This window comes from Aquabacter sp. DMC10, from assembly GCF_056314145.1.
The window spans coordinates 552792-574008 of sequence record NZ_JBQUYX010000003.1 but is presented as its reverse complement, the minus strand read 5'-3'; the positions used below and the strand labels follow the sequence as shown (position 1 = coordinate 574008).

Here is a 21217-nt window from a genome sequence, read left to right as displayed (position 1 = left end):
GCCGCGCCCCTCCCCGTCAGCGACGGGTGGAAGGCCCGAGTCATTCCTGGCGCGATCCCCACCTATTCGGGAAACACGCCGTGCCGTTCCACATGGTCGCCCAGACCCAGCGTGTGCTCGCGCACCAGGCGCTCGGCGCGGTCCGGGTCGTGGGCCTCCAGCGCATCGATGATGGCCATATGCTCGCGCATGGAGGTCTCGGACCGGTTCTCCTGCCGGATGGACACGGCGCGGATGGCGCGCATGTGCAGGAACAGGTTCTCGGTCATGTCGGCGATCAGGTGGCACCCGCCCATGCGGATGATGGCCTGGTGAAAAGCGATATTGGCCTGCGAATACTCATGCATGTGGGCGCTGAGCGGCTCGCGCTCGAACGCGTCGAACAGCTCCCGCAAGCCCTTCAGGTCCGCCGCGTCGGCGCGCTCCGCAGCCAGGCGCGCCGCCATGCCCTCCAGCGCCGCCCACACGGTGATCATCTCGATGATCTCCCGCTTGGTCTTGCGCACCACGAAGATGCCGCGCCGGGGCACGGAGCGCACGAAGCCCTCCTGTTCCAGCACCGTCATGGCCTCGCGGATCGGCGTGCGGCTGACCCCCAGGTCCTCCGAGAGCTGGCGCTCGTCGAGCCGGAACTCGGCGGTCGAACCGTAAATGTCCATCTCCGTGATGGCGCGCTTCAGGGCGTCGTAAGCCAGCATGCGCAAGCTCGAACTGGCCCCGAGCGGTTCCACATTCAGCTTCGGTGTGTCGGCGACCTGATGCACGGCCGGTGTTCCCTTCCCTGTGGCGGACGCCTTCTGTCGGGCGCATGCCGTCGGTGAAATACTGTGTACGGTATTTTTCGGAGGGACACAATCCCCTCTCCGGGGGCACAAATGCTGCGCTGCAGCGGATTTGCGGCGATTTTCCAGGGCCCTGCGCACCCGGCAACCCCGGGGGGCGCAGCGTCCGCGCCCCCTCCTGCGGTCTTGCATCCCATCCGACGCAGCGGCGCCCAAGCTTTGTGGACGGGCTTTTTGGTGCGGCTCGCCGCCGGCGGGTGGGTGCGGGAGGATTGCCGCACCGCGGCGGACCCTCCCGACTTTTTCATTCGGCCGCGGCGGGCTTGGGACCGCTGCCGAGGCGCTCGCGCACCTTGGAGATGAGCGGCCAGAACAGCATCACCAGGGCCAGCGTGACGATGGAGCCCACCAGCGGGTTGGACCAGAAGATCCCCAGATTGCCCTGGGAGACCAGCATGGCCTGGCGGAAGGAACTCTCCGCCATGTCGCCCAGCACCAGGGCCAGGACCAGCGGCGCCAGCGGATAGTTCAGCTTCTTGAAGACATAGCCGATGACGCCGAAGATCAGCATGACGGCAATGTCGAGCCCGGCATTGTGGACCGTGTAGGCGCCCACCGCGCAGATCACGAGGATGATGGGCGCGATCACCGAGAAGGGGATGCGCAGGATCGCGGCAAACAGCGGCACCGTGGTGAGCACCACCAGGAGGCCGGCAATATTGCCGAGATAGATGGAGGCGATGAGGCCCCACACGAAGTCCTTCTGCTCCACGAACAGGAGGGGACCAGGCTGGAGGCCCCAGATCAGCAGGCCGCCCAGCAGCACCGCCGCCGTGGGCGAGCCGGGGATGCCGAGGGTGAGCATGGGCAGGAGGGCCGAGGTGCCGGCCGCATGGGCCGCCACTTCCGGCATCACCACGCCCTCCAGCTCACCCTTGCCGAAATTCTTGCCGTTCTTGGAGAATTTCTTGGCAAGGCCATAGCTCATGAAGGAGGCCGGGGTGGCGCCGCCGGGGGTGATACCCATCCAGCAGCCCACAATGGCCGAGCGCAGCGCGCCCACCCACATGGCCGGCAGCTTGGCCCAGGTCTGGAACACCACCTTTGGATTGATCTTGGCGCTCTTGCCCTTGAAGGCGAGGCCCTCCTCCATGGTCAAAAGGATCTCGCCCACGCCAAACAGGCCGATGACCGCCACCAGGAAGTCGAAGCCCCGCAGGAGCTCCACCGAGCCGAAGGTCATGCGCAGCTGACCGGTCACGGTGTCGATACCCACGGCGGCGAGCGCGAAGCCCAGCGTCATGGCCGCCAGCACCTTGAAGGGCGATTCGCGCCCCATGCCCACGAAGGAGCAGAAGGTCAGCAGATAGACCGCGAAGAACTCAGCAGGCCCGAACTGCAGCGCAAACTTGGCGATGACCGGCGCCAGGAAGGTGATGAGCAGCACGGCGAAGAAGGCGCCGATGAAGGAGCCCGTGAAGGCGCCGGTGAGCGCCTCGCCGGCCTTGCCCCTCTGCGCCATGGGATGGCCATCGAAGGTGGTGGCCACCGACCACGGCTCACCGGGAATGTTGAACAGCACCGAGGTGATGGCGCCGCCGAACAGCGCTCCCCAATAGATGGAGGAGAGCATGATGATCGCCGAAACCGGCGACATGGAGAAGGTGAGCGGCAGCAGAATGGCCACGCCATTGGCGCCGCCCAGGCCCGGCAGCACGCCGATGAGCACGCCGAGCGCGATGCCCACGAACATGTAGATGATGTTCATGGGGTCGGCGAGAACGGAGAAACCTCCGATGAGGGATGAGAGCGCTTCCACGTATGTCCTCCCCAGCTCCCCGGCGTCTGTGGCGCGGGGTGAACGGGTGATGGTGAAAGGGGCCGCGCCGGCGGCGGTCCGCGGCTGAGCCGGCGGCGCGCGGGCGTTTTCCCATGTGCGAACATCAAGTGACGTGGGGCCGGCGACGGGCCGGCGGCTCGGAGCGCGGGGTCCTCGCGGACCCTGGACGGCGAGCAGAAGGTGGGCCGACGGCACACGGCCGGCGGCGGACAGAGATGGGGCCGCCATGTGGCCCGGGCACCGGCCCCGCGCGGGCGGGCCGGGATCGCTCAATAGCCGAGCGCGGTCTCGATGGGCCCCTTGGGCAGCGGCACCAGGAACCAGATCTCGAACATGACGAACAGGACGAGCGGAACACCCACCGCCACCGGCAGGATCACCTGCCACTTATACTTGCCGAGCCAGGCCATGAAGAAGGCGATGAAGATCATCGACGCCACATAGATGCCGATGAACTCGATCAGCACCACATAGACCGTGGTGGGCACCAGGACCTTCAGCACCGACCCCAATTGCTCGCGATCGACGAAATTGGTCAGGTTCGGCGTCTTGGTGACGAGGTTCTGGACCAGCGTGCCGAGGCTCGCCACGAACATGATGAGCCCCACATAGAAGGGGAAATACCCCGCCTGCGGGCCATCGGACGCCCAGCGCGCGCCCACCCGCCAGCTGTCGACCATCACCAGGGCGGCCACGCCCATGAAGAGGATCGCCACCACCACATCCATGGTGCGCGTGGTGACCGTGTGTTCGCTTTTTTCAGTATCGGAACTCATGCCTCAATCCTCCGAGCGGGAGAGCGGCGCGGGACGGAGGCGCGGAGGGCAAGGCCCTCCACGCGACCTGTCACTTCGCGACGAAGCCTGCGTTTTCCATCAGCGTCAGGTGGGTCTGGGCGGCCTTGCCGAGCCAGGCCTTGTATTCGTCACCCGTCAGCATGGTGGTGTTGAACGCACCCTTCTGCATGAAATCCTTCCACTCGGGGGTTTCGCGCACCTTCTTGAACAGGTCCACATAATATTCGACCTGGTCCTTGGTGACGCGCGGCGGCATGAAGATGCCGCGCAACATCAAGTATTCGATGTCGAGGCCCGCTTCCTTGCACGTGGGGATGTCCCCCCAGGACTTTCCGTCCGCCACCGGCTCCTTGTAGGCGAGGCGCTGATAATCAAAGACGCAAAGCGGCTTGACTTCGCCCGCCCGCCACTGGGAGACGGCCTCGATGGGATTGTTGACGGACGAGGTGATGTGCCCGCCCACCAGTTGCGCCGCGACGTCGCCGCCGCCCTTGTAGGGCACATAGATGAACTTGGCGCCGGTCTTCTGCTCGATGGCGGCGGTGATGATCTGGTCCTCCTGCTTGGACCCGGTGCCGCCCATCTTGAATTCGGAGCCGGCAGAAGCGGCTTTGAGCGCCGCAAGATAACCGGCGACATCATTATAGGGCGCCTTGGCATTCACCCACAGGATGAACTCATCGAGCGCCAGCATGGCCACGGGGGTCAGATCTTCCCACTTGAAGGGAACGCCGGTGGCCAGCGGCGTGGTAAAGATGTTCGACAGGGATATGATGATCTTGTTGGGATTGCCCGCGCTTCCCTTCACATCCAGGAAGCCCTCGGCCCCGGCACCGCCGGACTTGTTGATGACCACCAGGGACTGCTTCATCAGATTGTTCTTCTGAATGATGCCCTGGATCATGCGCGCCATCTGGTCGGCGCCGCCGCCCGTGCCCGCAGGCACGATGAATTCCACCGTCTTGGTGGGCTCCCAGGCAAAGGCTGACAAAGGCGAGAGCGCGGCCAGGGCCGTACAGGCCACAGCAAGGCGCTTCACCGTTTTTGCAAGAGCCAAACGCATTCGTCTTTCCTCCCGGATCGTCCGCCATTTTTGTGTGCGGATCGCTCTGACGTAACGTCTTGACGTAACTGCTATTTAGCCACCCCTGGCTGAGGGCGACGTCAAAAGAGTATTCTGTATGTCAGCTTCCCGCAACGGAAATTGTCTATGCATAATTCCAAATCCCGAATACTCGCATCAATAATCTGAAATACATTATTTCAGAACAAGCATTGAGCAGGTGCACAGCGAGTATTCGCGGTCGCGAAATCGACCGCTACGTCAGATCCCGGCACCCGGAACGGCCCGACAGCCTGCGCCCCCAAGTGAACACCCGAGAGAAAACACCTGCCTTTTCCGTCACATACTGCCCCAGGGGAAGATGCGGCGCACAGGGGAAGGCGGCGAAGACGTCGACGCAGCGCATGAAACGCCCCCCCTTTCGAGCGGCCCCGCTCCTTGCACTGCACCCGCGGCCGGCTGCCCTCAATCGTCGGTCTGGACGCGCTGAGGCCGGGCTTCGGTGCCGCCGGAATAAAGCCGCGTCATCTCCTGCGCCGCCGCCTCCACGCGCCGCCCCAGGCGCAGCACGCGATCATCGCTCATGCGCACCGCCGGTGCGGAAATGGAGACCGCGCCGATGGGCTCGTTCCATTCATTGAAGATGGCCGCCGCCACCGCGCGCATGCCGAGCGTGTGTTCCTCATCGTCGAGGGCAAAGCCCCGGGGCACGACGCCCTCCACATCGTCCATCAATTCCCGCTCGGACCGATGGGTGCGCACGGTGAAGGCCTCGTAGCGAATCTGGGCGAGGCACGCGCCACGAAAGGCGGGGCTCGCCACAGCCAGGATGCACTTTCCGGCGGCGGAAGCGTGCAGCGGCAAGCGGGCGCCGAGGCGGAAGAAGGCACGCACCGGCGCGTGGCCTTCCGCCTGGGCGACCACCACCAGTTCGCTGCCGTCGAACATGGACAGATTCACCGTCTCCTCGGTCTCGTGCAGCAGCCGCCGCACGACGGGGCGGCCGATCTCGGGCAGCTTGCGGATGCGCAGATAGGCGGCGCCGATGCGGAACAGGCCGAGCCCCACGGTCCACAGCCCATTTTCCTGGTCGTGGCTGACCAACTGGCGCTTCTGCAAGGTCGCCAGGAGACGGTGGACGGTGGAGGCCGGCAGATCGGCCCGCCGCGCCACGTCCGACAGCGTCATGCCATCGGCTTCAGAGAGGACGCGCAGCAGAGCAATGGCGCGGTCCAGGGACTGGACTTCGCCGCCCTCGGCCGCAGGCGAGGCCGGGCGGCCCCGGCGGCGGGGCATGAGAACCTGATCTTCCATCTCGCCCGCCTCCGCAACGCCCACATGGGTGGGGGTCCATGGCCGCAGCATAGGCGATCCGCGCGCCGCCGCCAGGGCGTCCCGAGGGGCTTTGGGCGACGCTGCGTCAATTTTCCACCTTTTGGAAATTTTTCTCAAAAGACTAAATTTTGGACTTGAGCACGCGGCCAGGCTTCGCTAAAAATCTGGCATACAAAATACTTCATCATCGATACGGGAGGGGTGCGCCAATGAAGGTTTGCATCTATGGGGCGGGCGCCATCGGTGGATATATGGGCGTGCAGCTGGCGCTGGCTGGCGCGCAGGTGAGCCTGGTGGCGCGCGGGGCGCACCTGGAAGCCATGCGCCAGAACGGCGTGAAGCTGCTGATCGGCGGCGAGGAGCGCGTCGCCCAGGTCAATGCCACCGATGATCCCACGACGCTGGGACCGCAGGACTATGTCATCATCGCCCTGAAGGCCCATTCCGTGCCCGGCGTGGTGGATCGCATGCGCCCCCTGCTCGGCAATGACACCTCGGTGGTCACGGCCGTGAACGGCGTGCCCTATTGGTATTTCTACAAGCATGGTGGCGCCCTCGAGGGCCGCACGCTGGAGAGCATCGATCCGGGCGGACGCCAGTGGGACGTGCTGAAGCCCGAGCGCGCCATCGGCTGCATCGTCTATCCCGCCACCGAAGTGGTGGCGCCCGGCGTCATCCAGCACGTCTATGGCGACAAATTCCCCCTCGGCGAACCCTCCGGCGAGCGGTCCGAGCGGGTGGAGCGGCTGGCGGCCATGATGAACGCGTCCGGCCTGCGCGCGCCGGTCATGGACAATATCCGCGACGAACTGTGGCTGAAGCTGTGGGGCAATCTGTGCTTCAACCCCATCAGCGCCCTCACCCACGCCACCCTGGATGTGATTGCCGCCGACCCGGACACTCGCGCGGTCGCCCGCTCCATGATGCTGGAGGCCCAGGCGATCGCGAGCCGACTGGGCGTCAATTTCCGGGTGGATGTGGAACGGCGCATCAATGGCGCCGGCGCCGTGGGCGCCCACAAGACCTCCATGCTCCAGGACCTGGAGCGCAGCCGGCCCATGGAAATCGACCCGCTGGTGACCGTGGTGCAGGAAATGGGGCGCCTCCTGGAGATGCCCACCCCTACCCTCGACGTGGTGCTGGCCCTGGTGCGCCAGCGCGCCGCCATGGCGGGCCTCGGCGATCACCTCTCCGCGCCGCCGCTCACCGCCGCCAGCCTGCCGCCGGCCGCCACCAAGCATTGACCGGCCCCGCGCCGAACAAAAAAGGGACCCGCGCCAGCCGGCGCGGGTCCCTTTTCATTTTGGCTCTGGCGGCGCCGCCGGGACAGCGCCTCCGGGACAGATCACTCGTCCGCGAGGGTCACGCTCGGGCCGGCGGCGGTGGTCGCGCCGGTGCTGAGGGCCACGCCGGTGATGGCGTAGCCGAGAACCAGGGCAGCGAAGACGGCAATGCGCTTCAACATGGAAAATCTCATGTCATCTGGACGAAGGACGATCTCGCACGGGCCACGTACGCACCGCCACGGTGTCGCCTAAAGGGTTCTCAAGAGGTTAAGATCGGACCGCACCGGCCGGACACCGACACTGTCTTCTCCCGACACAGTTAATGCGCCGCGCCGCCTCCGGTTCCACCGATCGCACCGCAGCAATTGCAGTGCACGGGATAGCCCAGGCCTTCCCCTCCTGTCGAGCCGCCCAAAGGGGGGAGGCGGGAGAAAATCCACTCCATTTTACCTCCCAATCCCGCGCCAATAACGATGACACAAGGGCGGTTGCAAATATGTCTCGCCCGCCGGAATAAGAGCCGCCCCGCCCGAGGTCTCCGCCCCGCCGCTTTTCCGAAGCGGCGCGAGACTCTAGAGGATGGGCCAACACAGCTCACACGAGACCCCCCGCATGCTGCGCAAGCTCTACGACTGGGTGATTGCCTATTCCTCGCGCCCGTCGGCGCCTTGGGCCCTGGGCGTGGTGTCCTTCGCGGAAAGCTCGGTCTTCCCCATTCCGCCCGACGTGCTCCAGGTGCCCATGACCCTGGCGCGGCCGGAGAAGGCCTGGACCTATGCGCTCATCGCCACGCTCTCCTCGGTGGCCGGGGGCCTGGTGGGCTATGCCATCGGCGCGCTGCTCTATGACAGCGTCGGCCTCTTCCTGATCAATCTTTACGGCTATGGCAGCAAGGTGGAGACCTTCCGCCACGCTTACGCCCAATATGGCCACTGGGTGATCCTGCTGAAGGGCCTCACCCCCATCCCCTACAAGCTGGTGACCATCACCTCGGGCTTTGCCGACTACAGCCTGTTCTGGTTCGTGGTGCTCTCCCTCATCACGCGCGGCGCCCGCTTCTTCCTGCTGGCGGCGCTGCTGCGCTATTTCGGCCCGGCGGCGCGCAACTTCATCGAGAAGCGGCTGGGGCTGGTCACGCTCGGCCTGTTCGCGGTGGTGGTCATCGGGCTGGTGGCGGCGGTCTATCTGTTCTGAACCAAAGCCTGCGCAAACAAAGAACGCCCGGCCTGTTCAGGCCGGGCGTTCTTGTTTTCAGAGGTCAGGTGCGCGCGGCGGGTCAGCGCGGCAAAGTCGTCGCGCCCATCAGGTCCTTGTCGATGGCGTGCGCCGCCTGCCGGCCCTCACGGATGGCCCAGACCACCAGGGACTGGCCGCGCCGCATGTCGCCAGCCGCATAGAGCTTCGGCACGGAGGTCAGATAGGCGGTCTCGTCGGCCTTCAGGTTGCCGCGCTTGTCGAGATCGGCGCCGGACTGCTCCAGCAGCCCCGCGCGCAGTGGGCCGGCGAAGCCGATGGCCAGGAAGACGAGGTCGGCGCGCAGCACGAATTCCGTGCCGGCGATGGGCTGGCGCTTCTGGTCCACGCGGGCGCACTTCACGCCGGTGACGCGGCCGTTGCGGCCCTCGATGCCAAGGGTGGCGCAGGCGAATTCGCGCTCGGCGCCCTCGGCCTGGGAGGAAGAGGTGCGGAACTTGGTGGGCCAGAAGGGCCACACGGCCAGCTTGTCTTCCTTCACCGGCGGCACCGGGCGGATGTCCAACTGGGTGACCGAGAGGGCGCCCTGGCGGAAGGCGGTGCCCACGCAGTCGGAGGCGGTGTCGCCGCCGCCCACCACCACCACATGCTTGCCGGCGGCCAGCAGCGGCAGCTCGCGGCTCACATCCTCGCCACCGCCCCGTCGGTTCTGCTGCACCAGATAGGGCATGGCGAAATGCACGCCCTCGAACTCCTGGCCGGGCAGCACGGGATCGCGGGGATTCTCGGCCCCTCCCGCCAGCAGCACGGCATCATAGGTGTCGAGCAATTCCTGCAGCGGCTTGGTCACGCCCACGTTCACGCCGTAATGGAAGGTGACGCCCTCTCCTTCCATCTGCTCGACCCGGCGATCGATGTGCTTCTTTTCCATCTTGAAGTCCGGGATGCCGTAGCGCAGCAGGCCGCCGGCCTTGGGCTCGCGCTCGAACACATGGACATCATGACCCGCGCGGGCGAGCTGCTGGGCGGCGGCAAGGCCAGCCGGCCCGGACCCCACCACGGCCACCGAGCGCCCGGTGCGCTGCGCCGCCGGCTCGGGCTTGATCCAGCCGGACTTCCACGCCTTGTCGGCGATGGCCTGTTCCACCGTCTTGATGGTGACAGGCACGTCCTCAAGATTCAGGGTGCAGGCTTCCTCGCAGGGGGCGGGGCAGACGCGGCCGGTGAATTCGGGGAAGTTGTTGGTGGAGTGCAGGTTGCGCGCCGCCTCCTCCCAGTCGCCCTGGTAGACGAGGTCGTTCCAGTCGGGGATCTGGTTATGGACCGGGCAGCCGGTGGGCCCATGGCAGAAGGGGATGCCGCAATCCATGCAGCGGGAGGCCTGGTTGGCCACCTCGGAATCCGGCAAGGGCAAGGTGAATTCGCGGAAATGGCGGATGCGGTCGGACGCAGGCTGGTACTTCTGCTCGCGCCGATCGATCTCAAGAAAACCCGTGACCTTACCCATGCCTACCCCTCCGGGAGCCGCGTCGCACGCCAAGCGCCGTCTGCTCCATTACAAGAATTGTTCCAGCTTGAGGACTCATCGTTCGCCATGTGGGGCGGCGCAGGCACCGCCCCTGGCGGGTCGCAGGCGACCCGCCGTCCTCTTGGCCTTCCCCGCCCCTGACGCGCGCGGCCCGGAGCCGCGATCAGGAGGAAGGGGGAAGCAGGCCGGGACAGGCCCGGCCTGAAGGGCTCCGGCCTTACTCGGCCGCCTGAAGGCCGCGCAGTTTCTCCATCTCGCGCAGGGCGCGGCGGTATTCCACCGGCATCACCTTCACGAACTTGCTCCGGTAGTCGGCCCAATGGTCCAGGATGGTCTGGGCCCGGGTCGAGCCGGTGTGGTGGAGATGCTTGACGATGAGCTGGTGGAGACGCTCCTCGTCGTGGCGGGACATGTCGCCCTGCACGTCGATGCGGCCCTTGAACTCAAGGTCGCCGCCATGGTGGTGCAGGCGTTCCAGGAGGTCTTCCTCCTCTTCCACCGGCTCGATGTCCACCATGGACAGGTTGCAGCGCTTGGCGAAGGTCTTGTCCTCGTCCAGCACATAGGCGACGCCGCCGGACATGCCGGCCGCGAAATTGCGGCCGGTGGGGCCGAGCACGACCACGATGCCGCCGGTCATATATTCGCAGCCATGGTCGCCGGTGCCTTCCACGACGGCGATTGCCCCCGAATTGCGCACCGCGAACCGCTCGCCGGCCACGCCCCGGAAGTAGCACTCGCCCGAGATGGCGCCATACATGACGGTGTTGCCGACGATGATGGAGTGCTCGGGGACGATGGCGCTGTGGGCCGGGGGACGCACGATGATGCGGCCGCCGGACAGGCCCTTGCCCACATAGTCGTTGGCCTCGCCCACCAGGTTCAGCGTGACACCCGCCGCCAGGAAGGCGCCGAAGGCCTGGCCGGCCGTGCCGGTGAGGTTCACGGTGATGGTGTCGTCGGGCAGGCCGGCGCCGCCATAGCGCTTGGCCACCGCGCCCGAGAGCATGGCGCCCGCGGAGCGGTCCACCGAGCGGATCGGGCTGTCGATGACCACCGCCGCGCCATGTTCCAGAGCGGGCTTGGCCTTCTCGATGAGGGTGCGGTCGAGCACCTTCTCGATGGGGTGATGCTGGCGCTCGGTGTGGCGCACGCCCACATTGGCGGGCACGTCGGGCTTGGCGAACAGGCGCGAGAAGTCGAGCCCCTTGGCCTTCCAATGGTCGATGGCCGCCTGCTGGTCGAGAATGTCGGAGCGGCCGACCATGTCCTCGAACTTGCGGAAGCCCAGCTGGGCCATCAGCTCGCGCACTTCCTCGGCGACGAAGAAGAAGTAGTTGATGACGTGCTCGGGCGTGCCCTTGAAGCGCTTGCGCAGCACCGGGTCCTGCGTCGCCACGCCGACGGGGCAGGTGTTCAGGTGGCACTTGCGCATCATGATGCAGCCGGCCGCGATGAGCGGCGCGGTGGAGAAGCCGAACTCGTCGGCACCGAGCAGCGCGCCGATGATGACGTCCCGGCCGGTGCGCAGGCCACCATCCACCTGGAGGGCGACGCGGGAGCGCAGACGGTTGGCCACCAGGGTCTGCTGGGTCTCGGCCAGGCCCATCTCCCAAGGCGAGCCCGCATGCTTGATGGAGGTGAGCGGGGATGCGCCCGTGCCGCCTTCGAAGCCGGAGATGGTGATGTGGTCCGCGCGCGCCTTGGCGACGCCGGCGGCCACCGTGCCCACGCCCACCTCGGAGACGAGCTTCACCGAGACATCCGCCTCGGGATTGACGTTCTTGAGGTCGTAGATGAGCTGCGCCAGGTCCTCGATGGAATAGATGTCATGGTGTGGCGGCGGGGAGATGAGGCCGACGCCCGGGGTGGAGTGGCGCACCTTGGCGATCACCGCATCCACCTTGTGGCCGGGCAATTGGCCACCTTCGCCGGGCTTGGCGCCCTGCGCGACCTTGATCTGCATCACGTCGGAATTGACGAGATATTCCGCCGTCACGCCGAACCGGCCCGAAGCCACCTGCTTGATGGCCGAGCGCATGGAATCGCCGTTCGGCAGCGGCTTGAAGCGCTCCGGCTCCTCGCCGCCCTCGCCGGTGTTCGACTTGCCGCCGATCCGGTTCATGGCGATGGCCAGCGTGGTGTGCGCCTCGCGGGAGATGGAGCCGAACGACATGGCGCCGGTGGCGAAGCGCTTCACGATGTCGGCGGCGCTCTCCACCTCGTCCAGCGGGACGGGAGCATGGCCGAACTCATGGGCATCGCGGATGCGGAACAAGGCGCGGACGGTCAGGAGCTTCTTGTCCTGGTCGTCCATCATGGCCGCGAATTCGCGATACCGGTCGCGGGCATTGCCGCGCACCGCATGCTGGAGCGTGGCGACGCTGTCGGGCGACCAGGCATGGTCCTCACCGCGCATGCGATAGGCATACTCACCGCCCACGTCCAGCGCCATGCGATAGACCGGCGCGTCGGAGAAGGCGAGGCGGTGACGGCGCACCGTCTCCTCGGCGATCTCGGCGAGGCCCACGCCCTCGATGGTGGAGGCGGTGCCGAAGAAATACTTGGACACCAGCTCGGAGGACAGGCCCACCGCGTCGAAGATCTGGGCGCCGCAATAGGACTGGTAGGTGGAGATGCCCATCTTGGACATCACCTTCAGCAGCCCCTTGTCGATGGACTTGATGTAGCGCTTGACGATCTCGTAGTCGTCCACCTCCTCCGGGATCTCGTCGCGCATGGCGACCAGGGTCTCGAAGGCGAGATAGGGGTTGATGGCCTCGGCGCCATAGCCGGCGAGGCAGGCGAAGTGATGGATCTCGCGCGCTTCGCCCGTCTCCACCACCAGGCCCACGGAGGTGCGCAGCCCCTTGCGGATCAGGTGGTGATGCACGGCGGCGGTGGCCAGCAGGGCGGGGATCGGGATGCGATCCGGCCCGGTCATGCGGTCGGACAGGATGATGATGTTGTAGCCGCCATGGACGGCCGCCTCGGCCCGCTCGCACAGGCGCTCAAGGGCGCCTTCAAGACCGGCTGCCCCCTTGTCGGAAGCATAGGTGATGTCGAGGGTGCGGGTGTCGAACCGCTCTTCCATGAAGCCGATGGAGCGGATCTTCTCCAGATCCTCATTGGTGAGGATGGGCTGGCGCACCTCAAGCCGCTTGCGGCGGGCATTGCCCTCCAGGTCGAAGATGTTCGGCCGCGGCCCGATGAAGGAGACGAGGCTCATGACCAGCTCCTCGCGGATCGGGTCGATGGGCGGGTTCGTCACCTGGGCGAAGTTCTGCTTGAAATAGGTGTAGAGCAGCTTCGACTTGTCGGACAGCACGGACACCGGCGTGTCGGTGCCCATGGAGCCCACCGCCTCCTGGCCGGTGACGGCCATGGGGGGAAGCAGGAGCTTGAGGTCTTCCTGGGTGTAGCCGAAGGCCTGCTGGCGATCGAGCAGCGACACGTCGGTGCGCACCTCGCGCGCCTCCACGGGACGCAGGTCCTCCAGCACCAGCTGGGTGTGCTTCAGCCAGTCCTTGTAGGGGTGCGCCTTGGCAAGCGAGGTCTTCACCTCCTCGTCGGGGACGAGGCGGCCTTCCTCCAGGTCCACCAGAAGCATCTTGCCGGGCTGGAGGCGCCACTTGGTGACGATCTTCTCCTCCGGCAGGGTCAGCACGCCCATTTCGGAGGCGAGCACGATGGTGTCGTCGCTCGTCACCATGTAGCGGGCGGGGCGCAGGCCGTTGCGGTCGAGGGTGGCCACGATCTGCCGGCCGTCGGTGGCGACGATGGCCGCCGGGCCGTCCCACGGCTCCATGAGGGAGGCGTGATACTCGTAGAAGGCGCGCCGCTCCTCATCCATGAGCGGGTTGCCCGCCCAGGCCTCGGGCACCAGCATCATGGCCGCGTGCGGCAGCGAGTAGCCGCCCTGGACCAGGAATTCCAGCGCGTTGTCGAAGCAGGCGGTGTCCGACTGGCCTTCATAGGAGATGGGCCAGAGCTTGGAGATGTCGGCGCCGAACAGGTCACTGTCCACCGAGGCCTGCCGGGCCGCCATCCAGTTCACGTTGCCGCGCAGCGTGTTGATCTCGCCGTTATGGGCCACCATGCGATAGGGGTGGGCCAGCGGCCAGGCGGGGAAGGTGTTGGTGGAGAAGCGCTGGTGCACCAGGGCGAGCGCGCTCTCGAAGTCCGGGTCGTGCAGGTCGGGATAATAGGCGCCCAGCTGGTCGGCCAGGAACATGCCCTTATAGACCAGCGTCCGGCACGACAGCGACACCGGGTAGTAGCCGGCGGTGCGCGGGTCGTTGGCATTGTAGACGCAGTTGGAGATGACCTTGCGCAGCACGAACAGGCGCCGCTCGAAGGTGTCTTCGTCGGTGATGCTCTCCGGCCGGCCGATGAAGATCTGGGCATGGTCGGGCTCGGTGGGCAGCACGCTTTCGCCCAGCGAGGAATTGTCGGTGGGCACGTCGCGCCAGCCGAGCAGGCTCAGGCCCTCTTCGGCCACCACGCGCTCATAGGCCGAGCGCACGATCTCGGCGCCTTCCTTGTCGCGGGGCAGGAAGATGTGGCCGACCGCATACTGGCCGGGCTCCGGCAAGGTGAAGCCGAGACGCGCGGCTTCCTTGGCGAAGAAGCGATGGGGGATCTGCACCAGCATGCCCGCGCCGTCGCCTGCGCGCGGGTCCGCGCCCACGGCGCCGCGATGCTCCAGGTTGAGCAGGATGGAGATGCCATCCTCGATGATCTTGTGGGACTTGCGGCCCTTGATGTCGGCGATGAAGCCGACGCCGCAGGCGTCGCGCTCATGGGCCGGGTCGAACAGGCCGGATGCCGGGGGACGCCCGACAATCGCATTGGTTTTGACGGCGGCGGCACCCATAGCCACGCTTCCGCTCAATCCCTGCTCGCGATCCGTCGACATCTCTCCGCCCTCTCCTTTGCCCGGATGTGGATCCGGCACCATGCAACTCTCGCACCAGCGGTGGCGCACCGCGCAAAAAGGCGCACGCCCAGACAAGACGCACGCCATCGGTCAGTGCAAAGCGCGATTGATAGGGCAGCACGACTGCCCTATCTCCCGGACCATGACAGAAAAGCGGCGACGCCACAAGGTCTGATATGGTTCCAAGGAGGCCCCAAGGCTGGGCTTATTGCGCACAACAGGCGCTCTGCGCAAGAACGCTACGGCGCACATGCATTTCGCGCAATGGTGTTGCGACGGCAGGTCAGACCGCCCACCCCGCGGCGGCCTTCCCGCCGTCCCACAGCCGCCGCAAAGTCAGGGATTATTAACGCTCACGATTCCACCACCGGGTGCTCCATGACGTTTCCCCTTGCCCGCCTTTCGCTGTCGAGCGCCCTCGCCGGGGCCCTGCTGTCCGGCCTGGCGGGCGGGAGCGTGCAGGCACAATATTATTATTACCCCGCCCCGCAGCCCGGCACCGTCTATGTGCCCGCGCCGGCTTATGGCGCCCCCGCCTATGGCGCGCCGGCCTATGCCATTCTGCCTCCTGGTCAAATCCGCGCCATCGTGCGCAACCTTGGCTATTGGCAGGTCAGCCAACCCTCGCTCCAGGGCCGCGCCTATGTGGTGAGTGCCATCGGCGACGGCGGACAGGTCTGGCTGGCGGTGGACGCCTTCACGGGGCGCGTCAGCCCGCTGACCACCGTCTCCGGGCCCACCTATGGCCCGCCTCCGGCGAGCTATGCGCCCCCGCCGTCCCAGCGGTCGAACCAGGTGTCCCGCACGCCGCCCGCATCCCAGCCCGCCCAGCCCGCGCCCAAGCGCCGCCCCTCGGGCGTGCAGACGGCCAAGCCCTCCGACGTGGGGGTGCCCATCCCGCCCGCGTCCGGCTCTTCCACGCCGGCCACTTCGGGCGGCAGCACGCCCGCCGCGACGCCTCAAGGGGCCAGCGGGGCGGACGGATCTGCTGCGGCCACGCCGGCCGCCACGCCCGCAGCCTCGCCCTCCGCCGCACAGCCGGCGCAGGGGAGCCAATCCAAGGGCAGTTCCGCTTCCGACGCAGCCTCGGCCCCCGGCCAGCCCATTCCGCCAGCACAATCCCAGCCGGCCCAATCCTCCACTCCCCAGGCGGCGCCGGCCAGCGCCCAGCCTGCCACCACGCCGGCGAAATCTGCCGCGCCCGCTCAGGCGACACCTGCCAGCCCGTCTCCTGCGGCATCTCCTGCGGCGCAAGCCCCCGCGACCCGCACGCCCGCCGCCGGCACGGCCACCCCTGGCGACGTGTCCGCCGGCAGCGCCTCCGTGCTCTCGCGCGGGACCAACTGAGGCCGAAGCCGGGCCTACCGCGTCAGGCGAGCCCGGCCGCCGCCAACGCCTCGCCCTGGCGGGCGGCAACACCCGCCTCCGAGAAGCCGGTAATGGCCTCCTCGAACAGGGCGTGGAAGTTCAGCTCCGCCTTCAGATGCAGGAAGACAGCGCCGAGCCCGATGGCGGCGCGGTCCATGAAGACGAATTCGCGGGGCACGGTCACTGGCCCCAGCTCCTTCAGGGCGGTGTGCACCTGGAAGGCCTCGCGCCGACCATATTGCCCCGGCGCGACGCCATCGGCGATGGTGCGGACGCGGTCGTCCATCAGCGGCCCATAGATGAAGCGCGCCCAGATGTTGAGCACGTCGATCAGCTCCCGCTTCAAGCCGCGGAAGCCCCAGGTCTCATAGGCATGGACCACCCGGGCCTCGTCGCCCTCCAGGAGGCCGCGATAAAGGTCCACCACGCCCGCCACGAAGGTGGGCGGGAAGATGCGGATGCAGCCATAGTCCAGTAGGTTGATGCCCGCTGGCCGCTCCGCCTCGTCCATGAAGACGGTGTAATTGCCCAGATGCGGGTCGCCATGGATGACGCCGAACCGGCTGAAGGGCAGCCACCAGGCGGTGAACATGGCGCGGGCGAGCCCGTTGCGTTCCTCCAGCGGGTGGTCGACGAAGGTGAGGATCTTGCGCCCTTCCAGCCATGAGAGCGTCAGCAGGCGTCCGGTGGAGAGGTCCTCCCGCACGCCGGGCACCCGCACCAGGTCGCTGTCCGCCAGCATGTGGCGATAGAGCGCCACATTCTTGGCCTCGCGCCGATAGTCCAGCTCCTCGCGCACCCGCTCGCCGATCTCCCGCGCGATCTCCCGCGTGTCGATGACCGAGGTCATCCGCCGGTGGAGGGCGAACAGCACGTCCAGTTGGCTGAGATCCGCCTCCACCGCCGCCTGCATGTCGGGATATTGCAGCTTGCAGGCCACGGACTCCCCATCCAGCGTCACCGCCTTGTGCACCTGGCCAAGCGAGGCGGCGGCGGCGGACTGGTGCTCGAAACTGGCGAAGCGCGTCTCCCAGTCGCGGCCCAGCTCCGCCATCATGCGCCGGCGCACAAAGGCCCAGCCCATGGGCGGGGCATCCGACTGGAGCTTCTGCAACTCGCTGGCATAATCGGGGGGCAGGAGGTCCGGCACGGTGGCCATCAATTGGGCCACCTTCATGAGCGGCCCCTTCAACCCGCCCAGAGCGGAGGCCAGCGCCGCCGCATTGGTCTCGCCCGCCTTGTCGAGGCCGAGAAGGCGCGTGCCGGCGATGCGCGCGGCCACCCCGCCCACATTGGCCCCCACCCGGGCATAGCGCGCCGCCCGCGCGGAGAAGCGATTGCGTTCGGCATCATCGGCCATGGAGCACCTTTTGGGACATGTCAGGTCCGCACGCGCGCGGGTCAGGTGCGAGCCCGGCGCCAGGAGAGCGCCAGAAGCACCAGGAGGGAGAGGGGCGTGAGGACATCGGTATAGAGAATGGGGCCGGCATTGCCCGCCGCAAGGTTCCCGGTCGCAGCAATCTGCACCACGTGTCCGGCCGCCGCGCCGCCGAGAAAGCCGGTGGTCATGATCGCCACCGCCAGCCGGTAATGCCAGCTGGAGAGGAAGGCCCCCACCACGCCGGCAAGGCCGATGCCGAGATTGGCCACGCCCACCTCGAACTGGAACGGGCTCGGCGCCCAGCCGATGGAGGCGGCCGCCTGGGCGGCGAAGACGATATGTCCCAGCGCCGCCCACAGGCTTTCCAGCCCGACGGGGAAGAGCAGGATATAGCGCAGCAGGCGATCAAAGACCAAGCCCGGCGGACGGGGCACGGGCGCACGGGCGATGGCGAGGCCCGCGCAGGCGAGCGCCAGGACCCAGGTGAGGATCGGAACCCAGAAGACCATCTTCTCCCACCGTCTCCTCGCCGGCGCGTCGCATCCGGCCGGCATGCCGCGCCTCTATCATAACGCATTGGCCGCGCTTCCGGTTCACATCCTGGCGCCGGCGAACCACCCGAGCCGCGCCTTGCGCCCGGCGCCGTCTCGCCCTATTGGCAGGGGGAAGCCGGCCTAAGCTGGAACAGGGACACGCGTTCATGAACGCAGCCGGACAGGCGGATGGACTGAGGATGGCCGCCCGCTGGCTCGGCGCGGTGGCCCTCGCCTATCTGCTGGTGCTGCAGACGGTCCTTGGATTTGCCGCCGGGGCACGGCACGGGCCGGGCGCAGCCTTGGCAAACGACGGGCTCTGCCTGCCGAGCAAGGTGCTCGCCGCCGATCCGGCTCCCGCACCTGATAGCCCCGACCACCACGACGCTCTGTGCTGCCTCATGGGCTGCGCCGCCGCCCATGTGCCGGCGGCGCTTGGCGCCGTGCCGGTGGCGGGCCTTGCGCCGCGCCTTTCCGTTCCGCTGCACATGGCCAGGCCGCGCGCCGGCCCGCCCGTCGCGCAGGCGTCCCTCTCTCCTTTCGATGCCACAGGCCCTCCGGCGCGCGCCTGACGCCGCTCGATTCTGTCCTGTCATCGGAGATATTTCATGTCCCGCTTTCTCGCGCGCGGCTGGACCGCCGCTTTCCTCGCCGTTGCCGCCCTGCCGGCCGTCGCAGTGCCCGCCTTTGCCCATGTGACGCTGGAACCCGCCGAGGCCCAATCCGGCCGCTCCTTCAAGGGCACGCTGAAGGTGCCCCACGGCTGTGACGGCGCCGCCACCACCGCCATCCAGGTGACCCTTCCCGAGGGCGTCATTTCGGTGAAGCCCCAGCCCAAGGCCGGCTGGACGCTGGCCACGCAGACCGGCGATTACGGCCGCTCCTACGAGGTGATGCACGGCCCGCCCGTCTCCAAGGGCGTGAAGACCATCACCTGGTCCGGCGGCGAACTGCCGGACGCCTATTATGACGAGTTCACCTTCGTGGCCTATCTGGCGCCGCAGGCGAACCCGGCGACCCTCTATTTCCCCGTGCTGCAGAGCTGCGGCACCGCCAGCACCGATTGGGCGGAAATCCCCGCCGCCGGCGGCCCCCGCCCGCCGCGCCCGGCACCGGCGCTGAAGGTGGCCGCCGCCGCCCAGCCCGCCGCCGCCGACGTGTTCAAGGTGGGGTCTCTGGTGGTGGAGCAGCCCTGGTCGCGCGCCACCCCCGGCGGCGCCAAGGTGGCCGGCGGCTTCCTGAAGATCACCAATGCGGGCACCACGCCCGACACGCTGGTCTCCGGCACCTTCGCCGCCTCCGGGCGGGTGGAGATTCATGAAATGGCGGTGAAGGATGGGGTGATGACCATGCGTCCGCTCAAGGACGGCCTGGTCATTCCTCCCGGCGGCAGCGTCACGCTGGCGCCCGGCGGCTACCACCTCATGTTCATGGACCTCGCCCAGCAGCTGAAGGACGGCGACACCGTCAAGGGCACGCTGGTGTTCGAGAAAGCCGGCAAGGTGGACGTGACCTTCCAGGTGCGTTCCATCGGCGCCGGCGCCGGGGCGCCGCCCGCGTCCGGCGGCATGTCGGGCATGGACCATAAGCACTGACGCCAACGGGCGCCCGAACGGTTCGGGCGCCCTTCACGCCGCCGCAAAAAGCGGGCGCTCGCAGCGCACTTCCTCGCGGATGACGGCCTCCACCTGCTGCAAGGCGGGCTGCGCCGCCTCGCTGCGGCCATAGAGCACGAACTCCACTTCCGGCAGCGGCGCGGTGACGAGATCCGTCACCGCCACCAGATCCGCCCGCATGGCGCGGGGCGAGCGCACGGTCACGCCCATGCCCGCCCCCACCGCCGCCATGAGGCCCGGCAGGCTCGGGCTGGTGAAGGCCACCCGGAAGGGACGCCCCGCCGCGGTCAGCGCCGAGATGGCCGCCGCGCGGAACACGCAAGGCTGCTCGAACAGGAGCAGCGGCACCGGGCTTCCCGGGTCCAGCCGGAAGTGCCGCGCGGCATACCAATGCATGGGCTCGCGCGCCACCACGCGGGCCGGCAAATCGCTGTCGCGCCGAAAGCCCACCGCCAGATCCAGGTCCGCCACGTTCAGCCGATCCAGCAAGGTCTGGGTGGAGCACACCCGCACGGTGATGGGCGCCTGGGGAAACTGGGCGGCCAGGCGCGCCAGGATGCGCTGCATGGCCGTCTCGCCCACATCCTGCACGAAGCCGAGCCGCAAGGGCTGGGCAAAGGTGCCAAGCACATGCTGGGCGAGGATGCGGTCGTTGAGATCCAGCAGGTGGCGGGCATCGTCCAGGAAGGCGCCGCCGCGGGCGGTGAGCATGACGCCCCGGCCTTTCCGCTCGATCACCGGGAAGCCCACCTGCTCAGACAACCGGTCCATCTGGAGGCTCACCGCCGACTGCGTGCGCCCCACCCGCTGTGCCGCCGCCGAGATGGAGCCCAGCTCCGCCACCGCCGCGAAGGAGCGGAGCAAGTCCAGGTCGAGATTGCGGATCATGGCGGGGCTTCCCTCGGTCGCGCGGTGCCTCGCTTGGGGAACGGCGGGGGGGAGGCGGACACCGTAATATGAGCATATCGAAATTGATGATTTTGATAATTCAATTTTTCTCATGTGACGTGCCGACCTATCTTCCCTCCATCCCCTCAAGCGATGGAGGCCTTCGATGCCCATCCTTCAAGTCACCCTGTCCGGCGCCCCTGATCCCGCCCGGGCGCGCGCCGTTGCCGCGACCCTGTCCGGCCTGTCCGCCCGCATCCTGCGCAAGGATGAAACGCTCACCTCGGTGGCCGTCACCTTCCTGCCGGCGGACCAGTGGTTCGTCGCCGGCGAGAGCTTGGCGGAAGCGGGGCTGGCCTCCTTCTGGCTGGACATCGCGGTGGTGGATGGCACCAACACCAAGGACGAGAAGGCCGCCTTCATCGCCGCCACCTTCGCCGCCATGACGCAGGCGCTGGGGCCGCTGCATCCGGAGAGCTATGTGCTGGTGCGCGAGGTGAAGGCCGACGCCTATGGCTATGGCGGGCGCACGCAGGAAAGCCGCTATGTGGAGAAGACCCTCAAGACCGCCGCCTAGAGCGCGATCCGGCCATATGGAACCGCGACACGGTTCCAAATGGCCGGTGAATCGCCCTCTAACTTATTGAGCAGAGGCGGATCCACCGCG

The 21217-nt window shown here is 67.4% G+C and carries 16 protein-coding genes; 6 read left to right on the top strand and 10 right to left on the bottom strand.

The window, feature by feature from the left end:
- Positions 1–62: 62 nt before the first annotated feature.
- The 5 genes from ACT54L_RS11245 to ACT54L_RS11225 all read right to left on the bottom strand — a co-directional run bounded on the left by ACT54L_RS11245 (position 63) and on the right by ACT54L_RS11225 (position 5847).
- Complete coding sequence (locus ACT54L_RS11245; protein WP_476085780.1) at positions 63–698, bottom strand: GntR family transcriptional regulator; 636 nt, start codon at positions 696–698, stop codon at positions 63–65.
- Between the two features lie 388 nt (positions 699–1086).
- Positions 1087–2601 (bottom strand): tripartite tricarboxylate transporter permease, encoded by a 1515-nt coding sequence (locus tag ACT54L_RS11240; RefSeq protein WP_476085656.1) that lies wholly within the window; start codon positions 2599–2601, stop codon positions 1087–1089.
- Between the two features lie 290 nt (positions 2602–2891).
- A complete protein-coding gene (locus ACT54L_RS11235) occupies positions 2892–3398 on the bottom strand; it encodes a tripartite tricarboxylate transporter TctB family protein (RefSeq protein WP_476085655.1) in 507 nt (168 codons plus the stop codon).
- Positions 3399–3468: 70 nt separating this feature from the next.
- Positions 3469–4482 (bottom strand): Bug family tripartite tricarboxylate transporter substrate binding protein, encoded by a 1014-nt coding sequence (locus ACT54L_RS11230; RefSeq protein WP_476085654.1) that lies wholly within the window; start codon positions 4480–4482, stop codon positions 3469–3471.
- Between the two features lie 465 nt (positions 4483–4947).
- Positions 4948–5847 carry an IclR family transcriptional regulator gene (locus tag ACT54L_RS11225; protein ID WP_476085653.1) on the bottom strand — a complete coding sequence of 300 codons (900 nt, stop codon included), beginning with the start codon at positions 5845–5847 and terminating at the stop codon, positions 4948–4950.
- A 179-nt stretch (positions 5848–6026) separates the two neighbouring features.
- Here ACT54L_RS11225 and ACT54L_RS11220 point away from each other — a divergent pair, with 179 nt between their 5' ends.
- Together ACT54L_RS11220 and ACT54L_RS11215 are read left to right on the top strand one after the other, a co-directional pair.
- Positions 6027–7061 carry a 2-dehydropantoate 2-reductase gene (locus ACT54L_RS11220; RefSeq protein ID WP_476085652.1) on the top strand — a complete coding sequence of 345 codons (1035 nt, stop codon included), beginning with the start codon at positions 6027–6029 and terminating at the stop codon, positions 7059–7061.
- 654 nt (positions 7062–7715) lie between these two features.
- Positions 7716–8297, top strand: a complete 582-nt coding sequence (locus ACT54L_RS11215; protein ID WP_476085651.1) for a YqaA family protein — start codon at positions 7716–7718, stop codon at positions 8295–8297.
- 82 nt (positions 8298–8379) lie between these two features.
- On the opposite strand, the gene ACT54L_RS11210 is transcribed toward ACT54L_RS11215, so the two are convergent.
- Positions 8380–9804 carry a glutamate synthase subunit beta gene (locus ACT54L_RS11210; RefSeq protein ID WP_476085650.1) on the bottom strand — a complete coding sequence of 475 codons (1425 nt, stop codon included), beginning with the start codon at positions 9802–9804 and terminating at the stop codon, positions 8380–8382.
- A gap of 238 nt (positions 9805–10042) precedes the next feature.
- Positions 10043–14743: a glutamate synthase large subunit gene (gene gltB / locus ACT54L_RS11205; protein WP_476085649.1), complete on the bottom strand. Its 4701-nt coding sequence runs from the start codon at positions 14741–14743 to the stop codon at positions 10043–10045.
- A gap of 399 nt (positions 14744–15142) precedes the next feature.
- Between gltB and ACT54L_RS11200 the strand changes: the two genes are divergently transcribed.
- Positions 15143–16111: a hypothetical protein gene (locus ACT54L_RS11200; protein ID WP_476085648.1), complete on the top strand. Its 969-nt coding sequence runs from the start codon at positions 15143–15145 to the stop codon at positions 16109–16111.
- Positions 16112–16133: 22 nt separating this feature from the next.
- On the opposite strand, the gene ACT54L_RS11195 is transcribed toward ACT54L_RS11200, so the two are convergent.
- Together ACT54L_RS11195 and ACT54L_RS11190 are read right to left on the bottom strand one after the other, a co-directional pair.
- Positions 16134–17492, bottom strand: coding sequence for an ABC1 kinase family protein (locus ACT54L_RS11195; RefSeq protein WP_476085647.1), 1359 nt, complete (start codon positions 17490–17492; stop codon positions 16134–16136).
- Between the two features lie 41 nt (positions 17493–17533).
- Positions 17534–18022 carry a DUF6790 family protein gene (locus ACT54L_RS11190; RefSeq protein WP_476085646.1) on the bottom strand — a complete coding sequence of 163 codons (489 nt, stop codon included), beginning with the start codon at positions 18020–18022 and terminating at the stop codon, positions 17534–17536.
- A gap of 191 nt (positions 18023–18213) precedes the next feature.
- Between ACT54L_RS11190 and ACT54L_RS11185 the strand changes: the two genes are divergently transcribed.
- Entirely contained in the window at positions 18214–18618 is a 405-nt protein-coding gene (locus tag ACT54L_RS11185) for a hypothetical protein (protein WP_476085645.1), read from the top strand.
- A gap of 36 nt (positions 18619–18654) precedes the next feature.
- On the top strand, positions 18655–19641 hold the full coding sequence (locus ACT54L_RS11180; RefSeq protein ID WP_476085644.1) for a DUF1775 domain-containing protein: 987 nt from the start codon (positions 18655–18657) through the stop codon (positions 19639–19641).
- Positions 19642–19674: 33 nt separating this feature from the next.
- On the opposite strand, the gene ACT54L_RS11175 is transcribed toward ACT54L_RS11180, so the two are convergent.
- Entirely contained in the window at positions 19675–20550 is an 876-nt protein-coding gene (locus tag ACT54L_RS11175) for a LysR substrate-binding domain-containing protein (RefSeq protein ID WP_476085643.1), read from the bottom strand.
- 166 nt (positions 20551–20716) lie between these two features.
- Here ACT54L_RS11175 and ACT54L_RS11170 point away from each other — a divergent pair, with 166 nt between their 5' ends.
- Positions 20717–21127, top strand: coding sequence for a tautomerase family protein (locus ACT54L_RS11170; RefSeq protein ID WP_476085642.1), 411 nt, complete (start codon positions 20717–20719; stop codon positions 21125–21127).
- The last annotated feature ends 90 nt before the right edge of the window (positions 21128–21217 follow it).